Origin of the sequence: Chryseobacterium sp. SIMBA_028, from assembly GCF_046535285.1 — a bacterium.
Classification (GTDB): Bacteria; Bacteroidota; Bacteroidia; order Flavobacteriales; family Weeksellaceae; genus Chryseobacterium.
This window is the reverse complement of sequence record NZ_JAWRWZ010000414.1, coordinates 1-263: the sequence shown is the minus strand read 5'-3', so window position 1 is coordinate 263 and position 263 is coordinate 1. Positions and strand designations below refer to the sequence as shown.

The window sequence follows — 263 nt, the reverse complement described above, 5'->3', positions numbered from 1 at the left end:
AATGTCATTGTTCAAATCAAAAACGGGCCGATTGATTTTCAACCTCGTGAACCATTTAATCCTTTATTTGAAAATTGTAAAAACCGAATTAAAATGCAAATTAAAGCAGATTCTGTAGAAGATTATATTTCGAAAATTCCTGAGGAAAGACAAGAAATATTCAAGAAAATATTTGATACAATAACCGATAATTTACCTGAAGGTTTTCAGAAAGGAGTAAGCTATGGAATGGTTGGTTGGGATGTTCCTTTGGAAACTTATCC

The 263-nt window shown here is 31.6% G+C and carries 1 pseudogene; it reads left to right on the top strand.

Going from position 1 to position 263, the window contains the following annotated elements:
- Window positions 1-69, top strand: a pseudogene (locus SCA31_RS23950) (hypothetical protein); the annotation flags it as partial.
- Window positions 70-263: the final 194 nt, after the last annotated feature.